13 protein-coding genes are annotated in these 17,192 nt (G+C 45.4%); 9 read left to right on the forward strand and 4 right to left on the reverse strand.

Annotation, left to right across the window (positions count from 1 at the left end):
* The first annotated feature begins 454 nt into the window (after window positions 1-454).
* From ACLIIY_RS09970 to ACLIIY_RS10010, 9 genes are all read left to right on the forward strand, one after another.
* A complete protein-coding gene (locus ACLIIY_RS09970; protein ID WP_005437465.1) occupies window positions 455-2,002 on the forward strand; it encodes a DUF3360 family protein in 1,548 nt (515 codons plus the stop codon).
* 306 nt (window positions 2,003-2,308) lie between these two features.
* On the forward strand, window positions 2,309-4,585 hold the full coding sequence (gene pflB / locus ACLIIY_RS09975) for a formate C-acetyltransferase (RefSeq protein ID WP_009707116.1): 2,277 nt from the start codon (window positions 2,309-2,311) through the stop codon (window positions 4,583-4,585).
* Window positions 4,586-4,737: 152 nt separating this feature from the next.
* Complete coding sequence (locus tag ACLIIY_RS09980) at window positions 4,738-5,715, forward strand: lipid A deacylase LpxR family protein (RefSeq protein ID WP_005437468.1); 978 nt, start codon at window positions 4,738-4,740, stop codon at window positions 5,713-5,715.
* A gap of 145 nt (window positions 5,716-5,860) precedes the next feature.
* Window positions 5,861-6,601 carry a pyruvate formate lyase 1-activating protein gene (gene pflA, locus ACLIIY_RS09985; RefSeq protein ID WP_005437470.1) on the forward strand — a complete coding sequence of 247 codons (741 nt, stop codon included), beginning with the start codon at window positions 5,861-5,863 and terminating at the stop codon, window positions 6,599-6,601.
* Between the two features lie 182 nt (window positions 6,602-6,783).
* Window positions 6,784-7,449: an energy-coupling factor ABC transporter permease gene (locus ACLIIY_RS09990; protein WP_334541685.1), complete on the forward strand. Its 666-nt coding sequence runs from the start codon at window positions 6,784-6,786 to the stop codon at window positions 7,447-7,449.
* Window positions 7,450-7,607: 158 nt separating this feature from the next.
* The gene (locus ACLIIY_RS09995; RefSeq protein WP_033005555.1) at window positions 7,608-8,108 is read left to right on the forward strand and encodes a YfbU family protein; all 501 of its coding nucleotides are present in this window, start codon (window positions 7,608-7,610) and stop codon (window positions 8,106-8,108) included.
* 489 nt (window positions 8,109-8,597) lie between these two features.
* Window positions 8,598-10,532 carry a PrkA family serine protein kinase gene (locus ACLIIY_RS10000; RefSeq protein ID WP_005437480.1) on the forward strand — a complete coding sequence of 645 codons (1,935 nt, stop codon included), beginning with the start codon at window positions 8,598-8,600 and terminating at the stop codon, window positions 10,530-10,532.
* 45 nt (window positions 10,533-10,577) lie between these two features.
* Entirely contained in the window at window positions 10,578-11,849 is a 1,272-nt protein-coding gene (locus ACLIIY_RS10005; protein ID WP_009707120.1) for a YeaH/YhbH family protein, read from the forward strand.
* 11 nt (window positions 11,850-11,860) lie between these two features.
* On the forward strand, window positions 11,861-13,420 hold the full coding sequence (locus ACLIIY_RS10010) for a SpoVR family protein (protein WP_005437485.1): 1,560 nt from the start codon (window positions 11,861-11,863) through the stop codon (window positions 13,418-13,420).
* Between the two features lie 80 nt (window positions 13,421-13,500).
* Here the strand turns inward: ACLIIY_RS10010 and kdsB are convergent, their stop codons facing one another.
* Genes kdsB through msbA form a run of 4 tightly spaced genes read right to left on the reverse strand, consistent with a single transcriptional unit; the run spans window position 13,501 to window position 17,183 of the window.
* The gene (gene kdsB, locus ACLIIY_RS10015; RefSeq protein WP_009707121.1) at window positions 13,501-14,259 is read right to left on the reverse strand and encodes a 3-deoxy-manno-octulosonate cytidylyltransferase; all 759 of its coding nucleotides are present in this window, start codon (window positions 14,257-14,259) and stop codon (window positions 13,501-13,503) included.
* Window positions 14,259-14,438 carry a Trm112 family protein gene (locus ACLIIY_RS10020; RefSeq protein ID WP_005378451.1) on the reverse strand — a complete coding sequence of 60 codons (180 nt, stop codon included), beginning with the start codon at window positions 14,436-14,438 and terminating at the stop codon, window positions 14,259-14,261. Before ACLIIY_RS10020 ends, kdsB begins: the two co-directional genes overlap by 1 nt.
* A complete protein-coding gene (lpxK, locus tag ACLIIY_RS10025; protein WP_270051750.1) occupies window positions 14,419-15,426 on the reverse strand; it encodes a tetraacyldisaccharide 4'-kinase in 1,008 nt (335 codons plus the stop codon). The genes ACLIIY_RS10020 and lpxK overlap by 20 nt, the downstream gene beginning before the upstream one ends.
* Before the next feature lie 5 nt (window positions 15,427-15,431).
* Window positions 15,432-17,183 carry a lipid A ABC transporter ATP-binding protein/permease MsbA gene (gene msbA, locus ACLIIY_RS10030; protein ID WP_270051751.1) on the reverse strand — a complete coding sequence of 584 codons (1,752 nt, stop codon included), beginning with the start codon at window positions 17,181-17,183 and terminating at the stop codon, window positions 15,432-15,434.
* Between the last annotated feature and the right edge of the window lie 9 nt (window positions 17,184-17,192).

A 17,192-nucleotide genomic window follows, 5' to 3' on the forward strand; every position in this document is an offset into this window, starting at 1 on the left:
TTCTTCCTAAACTGAGCGGCAATGATTAGCCAAAAAATCGTCTCTGCTCGGTACTAAGCAAGAATGAAGCCAGCTTTTTATACAACCTATGAATGACATCAATAAATATTATTGAGCACTATTTCTGCAAAACAAAGTCTAATTTTATGCAACTTGTGTAATCGAATTACACACGAAATAACCATGTTGTTCGCATGCCAGACACTTTCTGTAGTTTTCTTTCACATCTATTCTTAAAGTGATCTAAATCAATCACCCCAAAGGGCTATCTTGCTAGACTCCGCCCCAATGATGAGGAATTTTTTGTGCCTCAACACAACAAGTTATTAGCTATGCTTAGGCACGAGTTGTTCGTGCAACAAAATCTAATAATAGCTAGCATAGGAAGTGCCGCAGGAAGCGGAAAAACACAATTCAATTTAGAATTCATAACTTTTAAATATATGAGGAATCTATGTCAGACGCAGTGAATAAAGCGCACTCTGATTCGGATATCGAGACTAAAAGCTACCGCGAGCTTCACCGTCCATCATCTGAGTTCGCAAGCCGTTCAGACTACCTAGACCACGAACTACAAATCATGAAGCCACGTCGCTATGGTTTGAACTTACCAGGTCGTGACTTCCGCTTTGAGCTTGAAGACCTTGTTCCAGCACTTGCTGGTACTATCGGTATTATCGCAATGTACTCTGCGGTAATGATGTCTTGGGCTGAAGGTCTTACTGCTGCATGGGACCACGTTAACTTAGGCAAAGATTTTGCTATCGAAGTTGCTCGTGTAGAAATGCTTATCCCTGCACTCCTTTTCTGTGTACTTGCTTCTGGTTTTGTTAACCCTAAAGCCAACCTTGCAGGTAACCACGGTCCAATGATCCCTCTTATTGGTACCATCGCTCTAGCTGGTGCCCACCCTCTTGCATTGGCAATTCTAATCGGTGTATTCGGTCTTCTACTAAGTGCCTTGAAAGGCGGCTCCAAACTGGTGAACCTCACCTCAGAAGGTACAGCCGGCGGCTTGCTTATCTTCTTGGGCTTAACAGGTACCATGAGCCAAATTACTTCGATTCAAGAATGGGCGGTTGGTCTACAATCTTCTACTGTTGAAGCGGGCAGCATGGGTTACGTTGGTCTTATCGTACTTGCAGTGACTATCGCGCTATACGCGTTCCTTGCAAAAGTGAACAAGCGTTGGCTAGCAATTCCAGTATGTGCTTTCACAGGCCTTGCAATCGCGCTTGTACTAGGTGCAGGTTTCGATATTAAATTCGTAACTGAAACAGGTCTTCCTAACCTAAACCCAGTTTACTGGTGGGGCAGCACAGAAGAAGGTTGGATGCTAGGTCTTCCTAACATGGAACACTTCATCGCATCACTACCGTTTGCAATCCTAGCAGTAGCGATGTGGTCTCCTGACTTCCTAGGTCACCGTATCTTCCAAGAACTGAACTACCCTAGAAAGACTGAAAAAGTACTAATGGACGTGGATGACACAATGACTATGTGTTCTATCCGTCAGATGGTTGGTACAGCAGTGGGTGGTGGTAACATCACTTCATCTTGGGGTACTTACATGATCCCAGCGGCGATCGCGAAACGCCCTATCCCTGGTGGTGCTATCCTTCTTGGTCTTCTAGTAATGATCATCGCAATCCTTGGTTTCCCAATGGATATCGCAGTATGGCCACCAGTAATGCGTGTTGCTCTTCTTGTAGGTGTATCTCTACCTCTACTTGAAGCGGGTATGCAAATGGTGAAAGACTCGAAAGATTCTCAAGCAGCAGGTATCTGTATCTTTGGTTCAGCAGTTGTTAACCCAGTTCTAGCTTGGGCACTAACGATGCTTCTAGACAACAACGGTCTAATTGGTGATAAAGAGCGTGCATCTCGCCTATCATTTGTAGACAAGATTGTGATCCCTGTAGGTGTACTTGTTATCTGTTTAGTCGCTATGCTTGCAGTAGGTATGCTAGAAGGACAATATGGCATTAAAGCTTGGCTATAATGACATTCGTTCAAAAATTGTGTGGGTAGCGCTTGTCGCTACCCAATTTTTATTGAGTTTTTTTAGTATTTATTGATTTAGTTTAAGGTTTGCAAAATTTTTTTAGTGTAGCCTTGAATTGTGGTTGGGAAGAACCCACATTGTTAGCAGTGACAATATTTATAGTTTTATGAACCAAACTTTCTTATTTAAGACTATAAATATTGTTATTCATTAAGAGTGTACTGTTCTCCATTTGAAAGTGGAGATAGCTGGCTCAACGGCGAACCAGTACGTATTTTTTTCTACTACAAAGGTAGGTATGTCATGGCAGAGCAATTTGCTAAAGCTTGGGAAGGTTTTGCTGCAGGCGACTGGCAAAACGAAGTAAACGTTCGTGATTTCATTCAGAAGAACTACACTCCGTACGAAGGCGACGAATCTTTCCTAGTTTCTGAAGGTACTGAAGCGACTAACAAGCTTTGGGCTAAGGTAATGGAAGGTATCAAACAAGAGAACGCGACTCACGCTCCTGTTGATTTCGATACTTCAGTTATCTCTACCATCACTGCTCACGATGCAGGCTACATCGAAAAAGACCTAGAAACTATCGTAGGTCTACAAACTGAAGCTCCTCTTAAGCGTGCAATCATCCCTAACGGTGGTATCCGTATGGTTGAAGGTTCTTGCAAAGCTTACGATCGCGAGCTTGATCCACAAGTTAAGAAAATCTTCACAGAATACCGTAAAACGCACAACGCTGGCGTATTCGATATCTACACTCCAGATATCCTAGCATGTCGTAAATCAGGCGTTCTAACTGGTCTTCCAGATGCTTACGGCCGTGGTCGTATCATCGGTGACTACCGTCGTGTTGCTCTATACGGTATCGACCGTCTAATGCAAGACAAGCTAGCTCAATTCAAGTCTCTACAAGAGCGTTTTGAGAACGGTGAAGATCTACAGATGACTATGCAGCTTCGCGAAGAGATCGCTGAGCAGCACCGTGCACTTGGTCAAATGAAAGTTATGGCTGCGAAATACGGCTGTGACATCTCTCGTCCAGCTGAAACTGCGCAAGAAGCTATCCAGTGGACTTACTTCGGTTACCTAGCAGCTGTTAAATCTCAAAACGGCGCAGCTATGTCTCTAGGTCGTACTTCTACTTTCCTAGATATCTACATCGAGCGTGATATCGCTGAAGGTAAGATCACTGAAGTTGACGCACAGGAAATGATCGACCACTTCGTAATGAAACTACGTATGGTTCGTTTCCTACGTACTCCTGAGTACGATGATCTATTCTCTGGCGACCCAATCTGGGCAACAGAGTCTATGGGTGGTATGGGCCTTGACGGTCGTACGCTAGTTACGCGTTCAAACTTCCGTTTCCTAAACTCTCTATACACAATGGGTCCTTCTCCAGAGCCAAACATCACTGTTCTTTGGTCTGAGCAACTACCTGAAGGCTTCAAGAAGTTCTGTGCGAAAGTATCTATCGATACTTCATCAATCCAGTACGAGAACGATGACCTAATGCGTCCAGACTTCGAGTCTGATGACTACGCAATCGCATGTTGTGTATCTCCAATGATCATTGGTAAACACATGCAGTTCTTCGGCGCTCGCGCTAACCTAGCTAAGACTCTTCTATACGTTATCAACGGCGGTGTGGATGAGAAACTGAAGATCCAAGTTGGTCCTCAAATGCCTAAGATCACTGACGAAGTTCTAGACTTCGACGATGTATGGGGCAAACTAGACCACTTCATGGATTGGCTAGCTAAGCAGTACGTGACTGCACTAAACAGCATCCACTTCATGCACGACAAGTACAGCTACGAAGCTGCACTAATGGCTCTACATGACCGTGACGTTCGTCGTACTATGGCTTGTGGTATCGCTGGTCTATCTGTTGCAGCTGACTCACTATCTGCAATCAAATTCGCGAAAGTTAAACCAGTTCGTGACGAAGATGGCGTAGCAATCGACTTCGAAATCGAAGGCGACTACCCTAAATTTGGTAACAACGATGCTCGCGTAGATGACATCGCTTGTGAACTTGTTGAAGTATTCATGAACAAGATTCGTCAGCTTAAGACTTACCGTGACGCAATCCCTACTCAGTCTATCCTAACTATCACTTCAAACGTGGTATACGGTAAGAAGACTGGTAACACGCCTGACGGTCGTCGCGCAGGTGCTCCTTTCGCACCAGGTGCTAACCCAATGCACGGCCGTGACGAAAAAGGTGCTGTAGCATCTCTAACGTCTGTAGGTAAACTACCGTTTGCTCACGCTAAAGATGGTATCTCTTACACGTTCTCTATCGTACCTAACGCTCTAGGTAAAGATGAAGGTTCACAACGTGCTAACCTTGCTGGCCTAATGGATGGTTACTTCCACCACGAAGCTGGCGTTGAAGGTGGTCAACACCTAAACGTGAACGTTCTTAACCGCGAAACTCTAGAAGACGCTGTTAAGCACCCAGAGAAATACCCTCAGCTAACAATCCGTGTATCTGGTTACGCTGTACGCTTCAACTCTCTAACTGCAGAGCAACAAGCTGACGTAATCGCACGTACATTCACTGAGTCTCTATAAGACTGATTGAATTAGCACTTTGAGTGATAGAACAGAGGCCGATGCTGTAAAGCGTCGGCCTTTTTTTGTGTCTTGAACTAAAGTTGTGACATTGCCTAAGATTTTGTTCTCGATCTTCCGTATGATGCGCAAAAAGCTTGCAAACATCATATATGAAACTTAGTAAATTAATCGTCCTTGCCTTGGTGTCTCCAGCGGCACTTGCAACCACAAAATCCACAGTCTCTTTCACTTTAGATAACGATGGCATCTTCGGCGTAGACCAAGATTACACCAACGGTATTTTCCTTTCTTACGCAACCGACAAATTGCGTGAAGACTCCGAGTGGAAATGGTTTACCTTAAACGGCAACGGCCAAAGCAACGTAGATAAAATTGAGTTGGTACTGGGCCACAAGATGTACACACCTAGTGACATTGAAGCCGACTACCCTCTTGTTAACGACCGCCCTTATGCCGGCTACCTTCATACCGAAATCAACTATATCTCACTGACGCCTGACCAAGCAGTACGTTACAACTTCACCATCGGTGCGACTGGTGAGAGCTCGCTGTCAGAAAAAGCACAGGAATTAGTTCATAGCATTACGGGTTCAACCGACCCCCAAGGCTGGGACTACCAAATTGATGATGAGATCGCATTCAGCGTAGGTTACCGTGCATTCAACAAACTGATGCGCAGCGAAGGCGAAAGTACACAGTGGGAAATCACCAACGTAAACGACATCAACGCAGGTAACTTCCGTAGTGACGTTTCACAAGGCGTGATGTTCCGTTGGGGTACCAACTTAGCAAACAGTATTGGCGCGGCAAACATCAGCGTCGAGAGTCCATTCCACGCGAGTATGCTGGCTAAAAGCACTTCGAGTTGGTTCTTGTTTACCGGATTCGAAGGCCGCTACCGCTTTAACGACATAACTATCGAAGGCGATCGATCTGGTCTTCCTGAACCATCAGACCAATACGATGTGACGCTACAAAACTGGCAAGCAAGTGCGGTTGCTGGCGCGACTTGGTACAACCAAAATTATGGCGCAAGCTTAACCTTCACGGTAAAAACACCGGACTATAAAGAAGCACAAACCGATGTTTACGGCACTGGCTCTCTTTCTTTCTTCGCCTTCTTCTAATTAAATGCCCCTATGCGGCGTGTGAGTTTTCATTCGCCGCTTTCTTTGCTCACTATCTCACCAACGAAAGCCCTCTTAGACTGTTTTAACCCTGCAATTTGTAATAAAATAACGGTCAGAATTTATTAAAAAATGAGAGCAAAAGATGTCAACAACTGGTCGTATTCACTCATTTGAGTCATGTGGTACCGTAGACGGACCTGGTATCCGTTTTATCGTCTTCTTGCAAGGTTGCCTAATGCGTTGTAAGTATTGCCATAACCGCGATACGTGGGACACGCATGATGGCAAAGAAGTTACGGTTGAAGAGATTATTGCAGAAGCAAAAACTTACCGTCACTTCATGAATGCATCTGGCGGTGGTGTAACCTGTTCTGGCGGCGAAGCGATGCTTCAACCTGAGTTCGTTCGTGACTTCTTCCGCGCTGCTCAAGCGGAAGGCATTCACACTTGCCTAGACACCAATGGCTACATCCGTAAACACACTGACGTGATCGATGAAGTGTTGGATGCGACTGACCTAGTCATGCTTGACTTAAAACACATGAAAGACGAAATCCACCAAGACTTCATTGGTGTGTCTAACCGTCGTGTTTTAGACTTTGCTCGTTACCTGCATAAGATTGGTCAAAAGACTTGGATTCGTTACGTGGTAGTACCTGGTTACACTGATGAACCAGAAGCTGCACACATGCTTGGTGAGTTCATCAAAGATATGGACAACATCGAGAAGGTAGAGCTTCTTCCTTACCACAAACTTGGTGCACACAAATGGGAAGCGCTGGGTCTTGAGTACCCGCTTGATGGCGTTAACCCTCCGTCAAAAGAGACCATGGACGAAATCCAATCGATCCTTTCTCAATACCACTCAAATGTGAAATACTAAGCCTCGCTAGGCTATTGAATATTCTGAAGATACCAGCAGCTCGCTGGTATTTTTTTGTCTATACGTTGCCTAATACACCAAACAAACTATCGCTTTCGATGCCCTGTTAAAGCCGTATCGGACGTATATCAAGGTAGTAAACAAGAAGTAAACTCGCAGGAATCAGAGTTGGGATAGTACACATGGATTGGTTTAATTTTGTCTCGATCATCATCGTTGGTTGGGTGTTTATCGCTTATTGCTTGCCAGATTGGCGCAAAGTCGTGTGGCCTAAGATGACACAAGAGAAACCTTTCCAACACTTGGTCTTCGCCACACTCTTCCTGCTGTGTATTTTATGGTCTGCACAGGCTGGTGTGAAAGATGGCCTTCAGATTCACTTTCTTGCGTTAACAACACTGACCATGATGTATGGCTGGCGAATCGCGTTTCTACTTAGTATCCCAGCTATGCTCGTCAACCATTTGCTGCATGGTATTCCACTGTCGATGCTACCTTCAGCATGGTTGCTTTCAGCACTAGTGCCAATACTCATCAGCTACCTAATTTTTTTGCTCAGCTACCGTTACCTTCCACGTAACATTTTTGTTTTCATTTTTGTAGCAGGGTTCTTCAATGGAGCACTCACCGGCAGCCTGCATTTACTCATCAACTCGTTTTATCATCTTTCTGTGGGTCACTACGACTGGCAAACTATCCAACACAATTACTTTGTTTTCGTTCCGCTACTCGCCTTCCCTGAAGGCCTACTCAATGGGATGTCTCTAGCCGTATTGACCGTATTCAAACCAGAATGGTTGCGAGTATTTTCAGACCGAGACTATATATACAATCACTACCATAAATAAGCTGTCATCACCCATTAACACGGTGTTTGTAAACTGGCTAAATTCGACAATTCTTGCCATTTTTCATATTAAATATGTGTTGAGATCATGTTTCACCTTCGTCCGAAACGTTAACCTAAGCACATTAAAAATGTATTAGATTATTTAGTGAGGTCATCATGGAAATGTCAAACGCTCAACGTTTGATTCTATCAAACCAGTACAACCTAATGTCTCAACTTGACCCTAGCAACTCGGCAAAATACAAGCGTCTACAAACCATTGTAGAACGTGGTTACGAGCTGCAAATGCGCGAGTTGAACAAAGATTTTGGCTGCATCACTGAAACAGAATGTCGTGAAATTATCGACATCATGGAGATGTACCATGCGATGCAAGAGTCCAACAAAATGCTGGATGATGAAGAGCGTAGCAAAGTGGATCAGCGTCGCCTTCAGTTCCTTGGCTTCGACATCGCAACAGAAGCACAGCAAGTGCATTACGTGCGCTTCCTAGTGGATTCAGAAGGTCTTTACCCTCAATTTGATAAAGCAGACCACCACTTCAACAGCCAAATGCCAACGCTAGAGAAATACCGTCGCATGCTAAAAACGTGGCGCAACTGCCCTCGTCAGTACCATCTATGTGCGAACGAGTTAGCGCAAATCTTTAGTGCATAACACAGCAAGTATTTGAAAAGGAGAGCAAAGGCTCTCCTTTTTTCTTTTGCCCTGTCACAATTAACCTCATTCCTACCAACGCACTTTTGCCTATCTTTCCCCTTGCTTACGTACGAATCACTCATTCCCGTGATTCAAAGCCAAATATCTGATTTCTCAACCTCCTATTCACAGCACAAATTTTTCTCTCTTCAAACAGTGATTCAAATGTCACTTTTGCAATAAATTCATAATTGTTAAGCAAAATTGGAAATCCCCGACTAGGCTTAGAATGAGAAAGGGAGTGATTGAAAGGTACCTATCCATCGTTCTCCGTTGCAGTGAAAAAATGTCCATAAAGCAAAGTCTTTGGTGTTGTCTAGCTTGCATTCAGTACAAACCAAACGAGATAACAGGACGTATAAGTTCATACAACGAAGGGCATATCAAGGATGGATAAGCCTGCGTCAACGTTCGTCGGTAGACTGACTAGTTAAAGGGGAAAGCGACATGAGTATTTTCGACCACTATCAATCAAGATATGAAGCTGCAAAAGATGAAGAGATGTCGTTACAGGAGTTTTTGGCCCTGTGTAAGGATGACAAAAGCGCTTATGCCAACGCGGCAGAACGACTACTGATGGCTATCGGAGAGCCGGAAGTCATTGATACTGCTCAAGACCCAAGATTGAGCCGCATCTTCTCAAACCGAGTTATCTCACGATATGAAACCTTCAAAGACTTCTATGGTATGGAAGATGCGATCGAACAGATTGTTTCTTATCTCAAGCATGCTGCGCAAGGTTTGGAAGAGCGCAAACAAATTCTGTACTTACTCGGCCCCGTGGGTGGTGGTAAATCATCGCTTGCCGAGAAGCTAAAAGCATTGATGGAAAAAATGCCCGTTTATGTATTGAGCGCAAACGGTGAACGAAGCCCAGTAAACGACCATCCATTCTGTCTATTCAATCCGACAGAAGATGGCGAGATCTTGAAGAAAGAGTACGGTATTGAGCATCGTTACCTACGCTCGATCATGTCACCTTGGGCTGCGAAGCGTCTGCACGAATTCGGTGGTGATATTACCAAATTTAAAGTGCTGAAAGTTCGTCCATCTATCTTAGATCAAGTCGGTATTGCGAAAACTGAACCAGGTGATGAAAACAACCAAGATATTTCATCGCTCGTTGGTAAAGTCGATATCCGCCAACTTGAACATTTCTCACAAGACGACCCAGACGCGTATAGCTACTCTGGTGCACTGTGTAAAGCGAACCAAGGCTTGATGGAATTCGTTGAGATGTTTAAAGCGCCAATCAAGGTGCTACACCCACTCTTAACGGCAACTCAAGAAGGTAACTTTAACGGTACTGAAGGTCTATCGGCGATTCCATTCGACGGTATGATTTTGGCTCACTCGAACGAATCCGAGTGGCAAACCTTCCGTAACAACAAGAACAACGAAGCGTTCTTGGACCGTGTATACATCGTGAAAGTCCCATACTGTTTGCGCGTATCGGAAGAAGTGAAGATTTACCAGAAACTGCTTGAAAACAGTGAGTTGTCTAAAGCGCCTTGTTCACCAAGCACACTCGAAACTCTGGCTCAATTCAGTATTCTTTCACGACTCAAAGAGCCTGAAAACTCGTCCATTTTCTCGAAGATGCGAGTGTATGACGGTGAAACCCTGAAAGACACCGATCCGAAAGCGAAGAGTTACCAAGAGTACCGTGATTACGCTGGCGTTGATGAAGGCATGAACGGCCTATCAACACGTTTTGCGTTCAAGATCCTGTCTCGCGTATTCAACTTCGACCAAACCGAAGTGGCTGCAAACCCAGTTCACCTGTTCTATGTGATTGAACAGCAAGTGGAACGTGAACAGTTCCCTTCTGAAGTGGCAGAAAAATACCTTGAGTTCTTGAAAGGTTACCTAGTGCCTCGCTACGTCGAGTTCATTGGTAAAGAAGTTCAGACTGCGTACCTAGAGTCCTACTCTGAATACGGTCAAAACATCTTCGACCGCTACGTCACATATGCAGACTTCTGGATTCAAGACCAAGAGTATCGTGACCCAGAAACAGGCCAACTGTTCGACCGCGCTTCTCTCAACGCTGAGCTAGAGAAGATCGAGAAAACAGCAGGCATCTCTAACCCGAAAGATTTCCGAAACGAAATCGTCAACTTTGTGCTTCGTGCGAAAGCCAATAACAATGGTCAAAACCCTGTTTGGACCAGCTACGAAAAACTGCGCACGGTAATCGAGAAGAAAATGTTCTCCAATACCGAAGAGCTACTTCCGGTTATCTCGTTCAATGCGAAAACCTCTTCTGAAGATCAGAAGAAACACGACGACTTTGTCGCTCGCATGATGGAAAAAGGCTATACCGAGAAACAGGTTCGCCTACTTTCTGAGTGGTACCTACGAGTACGTAAGTCATCCTAACCAGTTTGAGTTAGGTCGCTTGTGAAACATGAAGAGGGCTATTTCATGGCGCAATTTATAGACCGAAGGCTCAATGGCAAAAACAAGAGCGCTGTTAATCGACAGCGCTTCTTGAAACGCCATAAAGAGCAGATTAAAGAGTCGGTAGCTGACGCAGTGAATCGACGCTCGATCACGAACACGGAAACGGGCGAAGACGTCGCTATACCGCACAAAGACATCAACGAACCTATGTTTCATCAGGGTAAAGGGGGCGTGCGTGACCGCGTGCACCCTGGCAACGACCAATTTATCACTGGTGATAAGATCGAACGCCCGAAAGGTGGCGGCCAAGGTGGCGGTGCTGGTGAGGGCAATGCGAGCCCTGACGGTGAAGGCCAAGATGAGTTCGTTTTCCAAATTTCAAAAGATGAGTACCTCGATATCTTGTTTGAAGATTTAGAGCTACCGAATCTTGAGAAGAACCAAATTGCCAAAATCACAGAATGGAAAACCCACCGTGCGGGTTATCAAACAGCGGGTATTCCATCCAACATTGCTGTCGTTCGTTCGCTACAGCAATCTTTGGCACGACGCACCGCAATGACAGCAGGTAAGAAGCGTCTTCTAAACGAGTTAGAGGACGAACTTACTCGCATCAAAAACATCGAGCCCGCTCAACAGCTCGAAGAAAATCGTCTCAAGAAGGAAATAGAAGAGCTACGCAAGAAAATTGAAAGCGTACCCTTTATTGATACTTTCGACTTACGTTTCAAGAACTATGAGAAGCGCCCAGTGCCTTCAAGCCAAGCGGTTATGTTTTGTCTGATGGATGTATCTGGTTCTATGGACCAAGCCACCAAAGACATCGCAAAACGCTTCTATGTACTGCTTTATCTGTTCTTAACGCGTACCTACGAGAATGTGGAAGTGGTCTTTATTCGTCACCATACCCAAGCGAAAGAAGTGGATGAACATGAGTTCTTCTATTCGCAAGAAACGGGCGGCACGATTGTTTCGAGCGCGCTGAAGTTGATGAACGAAATCGTCCAAGACCGCTACCCTGTGGGTCAATGGAACATCTACGCAGCACAGGCATCCGATGGTGACAACTGGGCTGACGACTCGCCTCGCTGTCGTGAGCTACTCGTCAATAAACTACTGCCTAACTGCCAGTACTATTCATACATTGAGATCACGCGTCGCTCACATCAAACACTGTGGCACGAGTATGAGAAACTTAGCGAATCGTTTCCAAACTTCGCCATGAAAAACATCCGCTCCGTGGAGGATATCTTCCCAGTCTTCCGTGAACTATTCCAAAAAGAAACGGCGTAAGGAGGCTAGCGATGAATACCGCAACGACAAACCTTTCGGGGGAAGCCTCGAAGAAGCGCAGAGAAAATATGCTTCCAGATGGTCCAGATTGGACATTTGAATTGCTGGAGCGTTACCACAAAGAAATCAAGCGTGTGGCGGAGCATTATCGTCTCGACACCTACCCTAACCAAATTGAGGTCATTACCTCAGAACAAATGATGGATGCATACTCAAGCATCGGTATGCCCATCAACTACAACCACTGGTCATTTGGTAAAAAGTTCATCCAAACGGAGCAAAACTATAAGCATGGTCAAATGGGCTTGGCTTACGAAATCGTGATCAACTCAAACCCATGTATCGCTTACCTGATGGAAGAGAACACCATCACCATGCAAGCGCTGGTTATTGCTCACGCCTGTTATGGACATAACTCGTTCTTCAAGGGCAATTATCTGTTCCAAACTTGGACCGACGCCAGCTCGATCATTGACTACCTCTTGTTTGCGAAGAACTACATTGCTGAGTGTGAGGAGCGTTATGGCGTACATGAAGTCGAACAACTACTCGACTCTTGCCATGCTTTAATGAACTTCGGCGTGGACCGTTACAAGCGCCCTGAGAAGATTTCCATCAATGAGGAGAAAGCCCGTCAGGAAGAACGTGAAGCTTATCTGCAATCGCAAGTAAATGAGCTTTGGCGAACCGTTCCACAATCGAAAACCAAAGAAGAAGACATCAAAGTGCGCTTCCCGAGCGAACCACAAGAGAACCTGCTCTACTTCTTTGAAAAACATGCTCCTCTGCTTGAGCCATGGCAGCGCGAGATTGTGCGTATAGTGCGTAAGGTAAGCCAATACTTCTATCCACAGAAGCAAACTCAAGTCATGAACGAAGGCTGGGCAACCTTCTGGCACTACACCATCCTTAATCACCTTTACGATGAAGGGTTAGTGTCTGAGAAATTCATTCTCGAGTTTCTTCACAGCCACACAAGCGTGGTTGCACAACCACCTTACAACAGCCCTTACTTTAGCGGCATTAACCCGTATGCGCTTGGCTTTGCGATGTTCCGCGATATCAAACGTATCTGTGAAGAGCCAACCGATGAGGATAAAGAGTGGTTCCCTGAGTTAGCAGGAACAGACTGGCTAGATGCGGTTCACTTTGCCATGCATAACTTCAAAGACGAGAGCTTTATTAGCCAATACTTGTCACCGAAGCTAATGCGTGATTTCAAGTTGTTTGCCATCAACGATGATGATCGTAAGAACTTCGTCGAAGTAGCTGCGATTCATGATGAGATGGGTTACCGACGTATTCGTGAAACTTTAGCAGCGCAATATAACTTGGCAAATCTAGAGCCGAACATTCAAGTCTTTAACGTGGATGTGCGAGGCGATCGTTCGTTAACGCTTCAGTATGTTCCTCATAATCGCATCCCTTTGGATAACAGTTATGAAGAAGTCTTGAAACACGTTTACCGCCTATGGGGCTTTGATGTGATTCTTGAAGAAGTGAAAGACACCGGACACAGAGAAATTCTCTCAACCTGTCCGAAACGTAATCAGTACGACACCAATATCTAACCGATACAGCGTCCGAGCTATCGTAGATACAAAAAGGCTCCTCAATGAGGAGCCTTTCTAATTCTAAAATCAATACTCACTTATTGTGCTTGGCTAGCGACAATGGCTCGTACTGCTTCTAAATCTTCTGGTGTATCCACACCTGCTGCTGGCGCTTCTTTTGCCACTTCAACATGAATTTTTTCACCATACCAAAGCACACGAAGTTGCTCTAGACACTCGATTTGCTCAAGTGCGCTTGGCTGCCAATTCACATAAGTATTGATGAAGCCAGCACGGTAAGCGTAGATGCCGATGTGACGCATCAATGGATTCGCGACGGTTTTGTCTTGCTTGGCAAAGTTGTCACGATCCCAAGGAATCGTTGCACGACTAAAGTACATGGCATAACCACGCTCGTCCGCGACCACTTTCACCGCATTCGGGTTAAAGACTTCCTCTTCCGATTCAATCTCAACCGCAAGTGTTGCCATTGGCGCATCGCAACCTGCTAGGTTGTCAGCGACTTGGCGAATAATAGACGGCGGAATCAATGGTTCATCACCCTGAACGTTCACCACGATGTGGTCTGCAGGGATTGCCATTTTTTCTACCACTTCTGCTAGTCGCTCAGTGCCAGATTCGTGGTTTGGCGAGGTCATACAGACCTTGCCACCAAACTGCTCTGCCGCCGCCGATACGCGCTCATCGTCAGTTGCGATAATCACATCTTCAGCGCCCGCTTGTAAAGCTTGCTCATAAACCCATTGGATCATTGGTTTACCACCAATGTCTGCCAACGGTTTACCCGGTAAGCGGCTTGACGCGTAACGCGCAGGAATGACAACCGTAAAAGACATTAGCGTCCCTCGTCCATGCTCATTGTTCGTGCTTCTGGCTCAAGCAGAACAGGAATACCCTCTTTGATTGGGTAAGCAAGGCGATCCAGTTTGCAGATCAACTCTTGATTATCTTTGTCGTACGTCAGCTTACCTTTGCACACAGGGCAAGCTACAATCTCAAGCAGACGGTGATCCATAAGTCGCTTTAACCTCTTTAATTCGATTTAAAATTCGCTCTGCATCGTTTGATTCAAACTGAGCAGAAACGGGTAGATACCACCAATTGTCTTGCGCATAACTGTCGCATTTGACGGCATCCTTTTCTGTCATAATCACATTCGCTCCTTGTTGAGCCAATGCTTGTAATTCTTGCTGATCAAAGTCTTGATGATCGGCAAAGCCTTTCGTCACTTTGACATCCGCATTCATTGCGTTAAGTGTATTAAAAAATCGTGGTGGATGCCCAATCCCCGCAAACGCAACGAGATCACGTAATTCACTGACCTCGATTTGTTGTTTTGTCTTCAGGTTTATCGCCTTTGATGGCGCTAAAGACATTGGCATTTCGCCTTGCTGAGCTTGACCACCATTAGTGATGATAAAGTCGACTTCAGCAAGACGCTCTACCCCTTCACGTAGCGGGCCAAGTGGAATAAGGCTTTCATTGCCAAAGCGGCGATTACCATCAACGATAACGAACTCGATATCTCGCTCTAGAGCGTAATGCTGGAGGCCATCGTCAGTAATAATGATGTCAACGCCAGTTTCAAGCAATGCTTTCACCGCATTGGCACGAACCGGATCTACAGCGACGGGCGCGTCAGTACGGCGATAAATCAGCTTCGGCTCGTCACCACAGTGTTTCGCCGGTGTATTGTCATCCAAAACAAGCGGATAGTGCGGCGCTTTCGCACCATAGCCTCGAGATACCACTCCCGGTTTAAAACCAAGCTGTTGCAATTGCTCCACCAGCCACACAACAACTGGTGTTTTACCATTTCCCCCAGCCGTGATATTACCCACCACAACTACAGGCACTGGCGCTTTGTAAGCTTGTTTTTTACCTGATTGATATTGTTGACGCTTAGATTTACTGATCGCACCAAACAACAAACTCAGTGGCCACAAAAGCGGCCACAGCAGGTATTTGAGAGGATGGTTTTCGAACCAGATTTTTTCAACCACAGTTCTTAGGCACCAAACTGGATTCGATGAAGTTGAGCGTATGCGCCATCTTTCTTGGCAATCAGCTCAGCGTGGTTACCACGTTCGACGATAGAGCCTTCATCTACCACTAGAATTTCATCTGCATTCTCGATAGTCGATAGTCGGTGAGCGATCACTAGTACCGTCTTATCTTTTTGCAGTTCATCCAGTGCCGATTGAATAGCACGCTCAGATTCCGTATCCAGAGCTGATGTCGCTTCATCAAGGACCAAAACAGGGGCATCGCGAAGAAGTGCACGAGCAATGGCGACACGTTGACGTTGACCGCCAGATAAACTCGCACCATTCTCACCAATCATCGTATCAAGGCCGTCTTCCATTTTGCTGACGAACTCAGTGACGTGAGCAAGTTTAGCGGCACGTTCTATGTCTTCACGTGTGTATTGATCTTCTGTTGCGTAAGCAATGTTGTTTGCAATCGTGTCATTAAACAAATGCACGTTTTGCGAAACAAGCGCGAACTGCTCGCGTAAGTTTTTCAGCTCGTAATCGCGAATATCGTGGCCATCAAGCGTAATCGAACCGCTGCTTACATCGTAGAAACGGTTGAATAAGTTCGCAATGGTACTCTTACCCGAACCTGAACGGCCAACAAGAGCAACCGTCTTACCGCGTGGAATATCAAAGCTCACGTTCTCAAGTGCTGGTTTCTCTGCACCTTCGTAGGTAAAGCTGACTTCTTTCACTGCAACGTCGCCATTTGCGCGATCTACAGTAAACTTACCTTCATTCTTCTCTGGCTCTAGATCTACCAATGCAAACAAGGTTTGGCTTGCTGCCATACCACGTTGGAATTGTGACGTTACGTTGGTCAGCGCTTTAAGCGGACGCATCAAACCAAACATTGCAGAGAACACAACGGTAAATGTACCTGGAGTTAACTGATCTTTGATTGAGTCGATACTTGCTAGGTAAAGCACCACAACAATCGCGATAGACGCGATCATTTGAATGATTGGGTTTGCTGCAGCTTGAGCTGTCACCAACTTCATGCTTTGTTGACGCATTTGGTTGCTGACTTTTTCGAAGCGTTTGCCTTCAATATCTTGACCGCCGTAGCTTAGTACGACTTTGTGACCTTTCAGCATTTGCTCAGCAGACGCCGTCACATGGCCCATCATAGTTTGCATGTTCTTAGAGATCTTACGGAATCGCTTAGAAACGATACCAATACCCCAAGCAACAACCGGAGCAACAGCAAATAGAACCAAAGAAAGCTGCCAGCTGTTGTAGAACATCAACACAAGGAGACCGATGATGCTCGCACCTTCACGCACAATGCTTACCAACGCTTGGCTGGTCGCTGCAGAGACTTGTTCTGAATCGTAAGTAATACGGGATAGCAAGTTACCTGTTTTTTCTTTGTCAAAGTAAGACACAGGCATGTGCATAAAGTGGTTGAACACCATTCGACGAATTTGCATTACCACATTGCCGGATACCCAACTTAAACAGTATGTGGAAACAAATCCGCTCACACCACGAATAAACATCATGGCGAAAACAATCAGTGGAAGCGTGCGTAGAAAATCAGATTCCGCATTACCAAAACCTTCATCAAGAAGCGGTTTTAGCAAAGAAATCATATAGGTATCTGAAAGTGCATTAATGACTAACGCAATGACGGCAACGATAATGCCCGACTTATAAAGGCGAATAAATTGCCATAGACGCTTAAACGTCTGCCAGGTCGTTTCATCAGTATTTATCGACATAGAAGTGCT

The organism is Vibrio sp. K4 (assembly GCF_051122595.1).
GTDB lineage: Bacteria > Pseudomonadota > Gammaproteobacteria > Enterobacterales > Vibrionaceae > Vibrio > Vibrio owensii.

Bases quoted from the DNA above. Each gene is read 5' to 3' on its own strand.
- ACLIIY_RS09970 (WP_005437465.1), top strand. From the start codon at position 455: ATGTCAGACGCAGTGAATAAAGCGCACTCTGATTCGGATATCGAGACT.
- pflB (WP_009707116.1), top strand. From the start codon at position 2,309: ATGGCAGAGCAATTTGCTAAAGCTTGGGAAGGTTTTGCTGCAGGCGAC.
- ACLIIY_RS09980 (WP_005437468.1), top strand. From the start codon at position 4,738: ATGAAACTTAGTAAATTAATCGTCCTTGCCTTGGTGTCTCCAGCGGCA.
- pflA (WP_005437470.1), top strand. From the start codon at position 5,861: ATGTCAACAACTGGTCGTATTCACTCATTTGAGTCATGTGGTACCGTA.
- ACLIIY_RS09990 (WP_334541685.1), top strand. From the start codon at position 6,784: ATGGATTGGTTTAATTTTGTCTCGATCATCATCGTTGGTTGGGTGTTT.
- ACLIIY_RS09995 (WP_033005555.1), top strand. From the start codon at position 7,608: ATGGAAATGTCAAACGCTCAACGTTTGATTCTATCAAACCAGTACAAC.
- ACLIIY_RS10000 (WP_005437480.1), top strand. From the start codon at position 8,598: ATGAGTATTTTCGACCACTATCAATCAAGATATGAAGCTGCAAAAGAT.
- ACLIIY_RS10005 (WP_009707120.1), top strand. From the start codon at position 10,578: ATGGCGCAATTTATAGACCGAAGGCTCAATGGCAAAAACAAGAGCGCT.
- ACLIIY_RS10010 (WP_005437485.1), top strand. From the start codon at position 11,861: ATGAATACCGCAACGACAAACCTTTCGGGGGAAGCCTCGAAGAAGCGC.
- kdsB (WP_009707121.1), bottom strand. From the start codon at position 14,259: ATGTCTTTTACGGTTGTCATTCCTGCGCGTTACGCGTCAAGCCGCTTA.
- ACLIIY_RS10020 (WP_005378451.1), bottom strand. From the start codon at position 14,438: ATGGATCACCGTCTGCTTGAGATTGTAGCTTGCCCTGTGTGCAAAGGT.
- msbA (WP_270051751.1), bottom strand. From the start codon at position 17,183: ATGTCGATAAATACTGATGAAACGACCTGGCAGACGTTTAAGCGTCTA.